The organism is Bradyrhizobium sp. 142 (assembly GCF_023074015.1).
Lineage (GTDB): Bacteria > Pseudomonadota > Alphaproteobacteria > Rhizobiales > Xanthobacteraceae > Bradyrhizobium.
On record NZ_JADPKQ010000323.1, the window covers coordinates 1 to 3,652 of the forward strand.

At 59.5% G+C, this 3,652-nt stretch carries 5 protein-coding genes; 4 read left to right on the forward strand and 1 reads right to left on the reverse strand.

Annotated features, from left to right (window positions below):
- Positions 1 to 468, reverse strand: a 468-nt coding sequence (locus IVA82_RS29940; protein WP_247493664.1) for a helix-turn-helix domain-containing protein, incomplete at its 3' end; no start/stop codon positions are given.
- Between the two features lie 449 nt (positions 469 to 917).
- Here IVA82_RS29940 and IVA82_RS29945 point away from each other — a divergent pair.
- From IVA82_RS29945 to IVA82_RS29960, 4 genes are all read left to right on the forward strand, one after another.
- The gene (locus tag IVA82_RS29945) at positions 918 to 1,508 is read left to right on the forward strand and encodes an RNA ligase family protein (RefSeq protein ID WP_247493665.1); all 591 of its coding nucleotides are present in this window, start codon (positions 918 to 920) and stop codon (positions 1,506 to 1,508) included.
- Positions 1,505 to 1,651 (forward strand): hypothetical protein, encoded by a 147-nt coding sequence (locus tag IVA82_RS29950; RefSeq protein WP_247493666.1) that lies wholly within the window; start codon positions 1,505 to 1,507, stop codon positions 1,649 to 1,651. The genes IVA82_RS29945 and IVA82_RS29950 overlap by 4 nt, the downstream gene beginning before the upstream one ends.
- A 42-nt stretch (positions 1,652 to 1,693) precedes the next feature.
- A complete protein-coding gene (locus IVA82_RS29955; RefSeq protein ID WP_247390409.1) occupies positions 1,694 to 1,900 on the forward strand; it encodes a hypothetical protein in 207 nt (68 codons plus the stop codon).
- Positions 1,901 to 2,936: 1,036 nt separating this feature from the next.
- Positions 2,937 to 3,596, forward strand: coding sequence for a helix-turn-helix domain-containing protein (locus IVA82_RS29960; protein ID WP_247493667.1), 660 nt, complete (start codon positions 2,937 to 2,939; stop codon positions 3,594 to 3,596).
- Positions 3,597 to 3,652 lie beyond the last annotated feature (56 nt).

The following is a 3,652-nucleotide window of genomic DNA, read 5'->3' on the forward strand; positions in this document are numbered from 1 at the left end:
CTTGGCCGTGAAGTGCGGGTCATTGCTCTCGCACCAGGACTTGCGAACCACAAGGTCGATGTTGTGGTTGCGCAGGAACCGCCAGACATATTGGACGTCGACATCGCCCAGCGCCTCGGCCAGCAGAGGGCCGGTCCAGCGCGCAAACCCTTGCGGCGGCGGCTTATCCAGCAGCTTCAGAATCCGCTTGTCGGTGACCTTCGTATAGATCGGCTGCTTGCCGGGCCGCGGCTTGTCTTGCAGCCCTTCGAGGCCATGATCGGCATAGCGGTGCCGCCAAAGGCTGACAATCCGCGGCTGGACTCCGACTTCTTTGGCGATCGAGCGGGTGCTGCGCCCGTCCGCCGCCAACAGAACTATCCGCGCCCGCTTCAAATCGCGCTGCAATGTCACCGGTGAGCGGCAACACGCTTCAAGCACCTTGCGATCTTTCTTCGAAAGGCGGACTTCTCTTGCTTCGGGGATCATCCCGATCTTGAATCACGACTCACCTTCTAAGAAAAGGGGGTACTAGTGCTGCTTAGAGGGCCAAGTTGCTCACTTTGGCGGCACAGACTCCTTTGTAATGTTCCTGGATGGGAACGGAGAGGCCCCCGACCGTTTTCTGCTCGTATGCGCTTGTGAACAAACGACCTCCGCGCGGGGACGCAGAGGCCGCCAACCTTAGGGAAGGTTTGATCCCGACGGGGGCTTATGACTTGGGGATTTGGCCGGGAGTTTGGAGTCGACTCGGCACGTTGAGAGTCATTCCGCTCGCCGATCATAAAAACGGCCTCAGTCCTTGGGGTGACTGAGGCCGTTGCATTACCGCGATGCTCCGACCAAGGGAGGGAATCCATCGGAGCAGCCTGAGAATGTGGCCCGCCGCTAGTTGTTCCTGATTCGTAAAATGCGGCCGAAGTGCCTATCTTCGGTTCATGCGTATTGCGTATGAGCTCTGCCTGGCGACCGCCGGCAAGCAGGTCCCATCGGGACCGGACTGGATCCACGAGGTGAAGCACGACGGCTACCGGATGCTTGCCATCCGGCAGAACGAGCGCGTGCGCCTGCTGTCGCGCAACGGCACCGACTGGACCAAGCGCTATCCGTGGATTGCCGAGGCCGCGCTCAAGTGCCGCCAGCAGCATTTCGTCATGGACGGCGAAGCCCTGGTGCTCGGTGTCGACGGCATCTCCGATTTCAACGCGCTGCATTCCCGCAAGCACGAGCACGAAGTGCAGCTCTATGCCTTTGACGTTCTCGCCATCGGCGGAGACGATCTCCGGCCGCTCCCGCTGCACCTGCGCAAGACGAACCTGGAGCGGCTGTTGGCCCGCCGGCCGGACGGCATCACCGTCGCGCCATTCGAGCGCGGCGCGATCGGGCCGGAGCTATTCCGGGTCGCCTGCCGCATCGGCCTTGAAGGTCTCGTCTCCAAGCACCGCGATCGGCCATATCGCGGCGGCAAGCAGAAGCACTGGATCAAGGTGAAGAACCGCAGCCATCCTGCGATGGAGCGAGAGCTATGACCGTCTTCGTCTACGTCAACGCTGCCAAAGAGGTCGGCGATGCTGAGCACATAAAGGTGTTCGGCACGGTCGAAGCTGCGGAAACATGGTTCGAGGAGAACGACCGCGAGGGCGTCGCATTCGAGTACGACGTTCTGAAATAACGCCCGAGCATCGTCAAAAAATCGGGGAACAGAGTAGCTGGAATGAAAGACATGCAGGCTCAGGCGGAAAAGCTGCGGACCGATGCTGCGGAATGTGCCCTTATCCGCGACCTTGCGATAGATTCGAAAAAGCGAGAGCTGTTTGCCCGGTTAGCCGACCACCTCAGTGTGCTCGCGACGGAAGTGGAAAGGGCAATTGCGGATAGTGGCGGGCCCGAGGTTTCTCCCGATCTGCCGCCCAGGATATGAACCCGCGCAAGCAGGCGTTCTCGATTTGTAAGGTGCGGCAATTCACTATTGAGTACGAACGTCAAGAGATGGCAGAACAAGTAGTGAAGCCACTGCATATATTCATTTTTAATACACGTGACCAAAACGAGTACAGGCGCGCCAGCGTGAACCGGCGCCCCTAGAACTTCACCTCGTCGACGAGGCCCGTCGTCACCGTGCCAGCATTGTTGATCGTGTCCGTTTGGATACAGCATCCCGGACTTGATCTGATTCGTCACGCCGCCGGTCTGCCTGGTGATACGGATGACCGGTCGAGCGCCACCGGTGACGTCGCCGAGCTCGCCATAATGCCAGCTTGGCCGACATACGGATATCTCCGCTGGCTTCGCGGAGAAGCCGCGGCTCTACAACGCACCGGCTTTTGTTCGGAAACCAGAGAAGGTCGGACCAGATTCTGGGAAGCCGGGCCGCGAAATTTGGATCGATAGATCGATCTATCCGGCGGCGCTGGTTTTGGACCTCACCCCTTCGATTTGGGAATCTTCTGCCCCAAACCACAGGCCCTTTCGCGAGGGCCGCCTTCCCTCCTACTATCGGAGCTAAAGATGCTGAAGCAGTTCGCGCGCGAAAACCTTCCAGGCCGTGGCTTGTGACCGTGGCTTTTAGCAGCCGCCGTGGAAATCTTTGCATTTGCAACGGCGTGTGGAGGAGTGGATATCCGCAGACGTTAAAGCATCGGCCTGCAGACGCTGTTTTCCGCGCTCACTGTTCGTATGGTGCGTCGCAGAGCATGCATCCAGAGCGCGCTATTGGAGTCGGACTGGACCACGAGTCATGTAGTCATGTTGGCTACTGCCATTGGGGATCAGCAGAGGTGAGCCCTACCTAGTTAGCTTGCTCAGTCCGTTTTAACCTGGCCAGGAGCCGACTAGACGGTCGATTCCATGGAACCAGCGTCCTGGAACGGATAGTTTGATGGCGGATTCCTTGTTTTGCGATTGGCAAAACGAGGAGCGGGATCATGGCAGGATGGCGGCGAGTAGTCGAATTGACGATGACCGACGAGGAGATTGATAGATTGACGGTTCTTTCGCGGTCGAGAACCGAGGCTGCGAGCCGGGTATCGCGGGCGCAGATGCTGCTGGCCTATCGCGAGAATCCTTCGTTTTGTGCGGTAGGGCAAAGAATTGGAGCCCACCATCAGACGGTACAGCGCTGCGTGGAGCGGGCGCTGGCCTATGGGCCGCTGGCGGCCATCGAGGATCGACCGCGACCGGGCAAAGAACCGATCATCACGCCTGAGGCCAAAGCCTGGTTGGTGTCGTTGGCGTGCGACAAGGCCAAGGAGCACGGTTATCCGCATGAGCTGTGGACCACGCGACTGCTGGCACGCCACGCGCGCGAGCACGGCCCGGCCAGTGGGCACAAATGTCTCGCCAAGCTGGTCCAAGGCACGGTGTGCAAGATCCTCGGCCAAGAGGAAATCAAACCGCACAAGGTCCGCTACTATCTGGAACGCCGCGACGCCGAATTTGAGCAGAAGATGGCGGAGGTTCTCTGTGTTTACCGCGAGGTCCAGGTTCTGAAAAAGGCTGCCGCCAAGTCGCGCAAAGCCGGCAAGCGAGTGGCGATCGTTTCCTATGACGAAAAGAGCTGGTCCCGCTTGTCTGGACAGACTTTCCGCGTCGATAAGTGGAGCCTCTGCCGAGATTAGGCCGCCACGCGGAGCGGCGGAAGGTTGAAGTAGGCTTGATCCGGGGTCATGTCGTC

Coding starts and splice junctions, on each gene's coding strand:
- IVA82_RS29945 (WP_247493665.1), top strand. CDS start 918: ATGCGTATTGCGTATGAGCTCTGCCTGGCGACCGCCGGCAAGCAGGTC.
- IVA82_RS29950 (WP_247493666.1), top strand. CDS start 1,505: ATGACCGTCTTCGTCTACGTCAACGCTGCCAAAGAGGTCGGCGATGCT.
- IVA82_RS29955 (WP_247390409.1), top strand. CDS start 1,694: ATGAAAGACATGCAGGCTCAGGCGGAAAAGCTGCGGACCGATGCTGCG.
- IVA82_RS29960 (WP_247493667.1), top strand. CDS start 2,937: ATGACCGACGAGGAGATTGATAGATTGACGGTTCTTTCGCGGTCGAGA.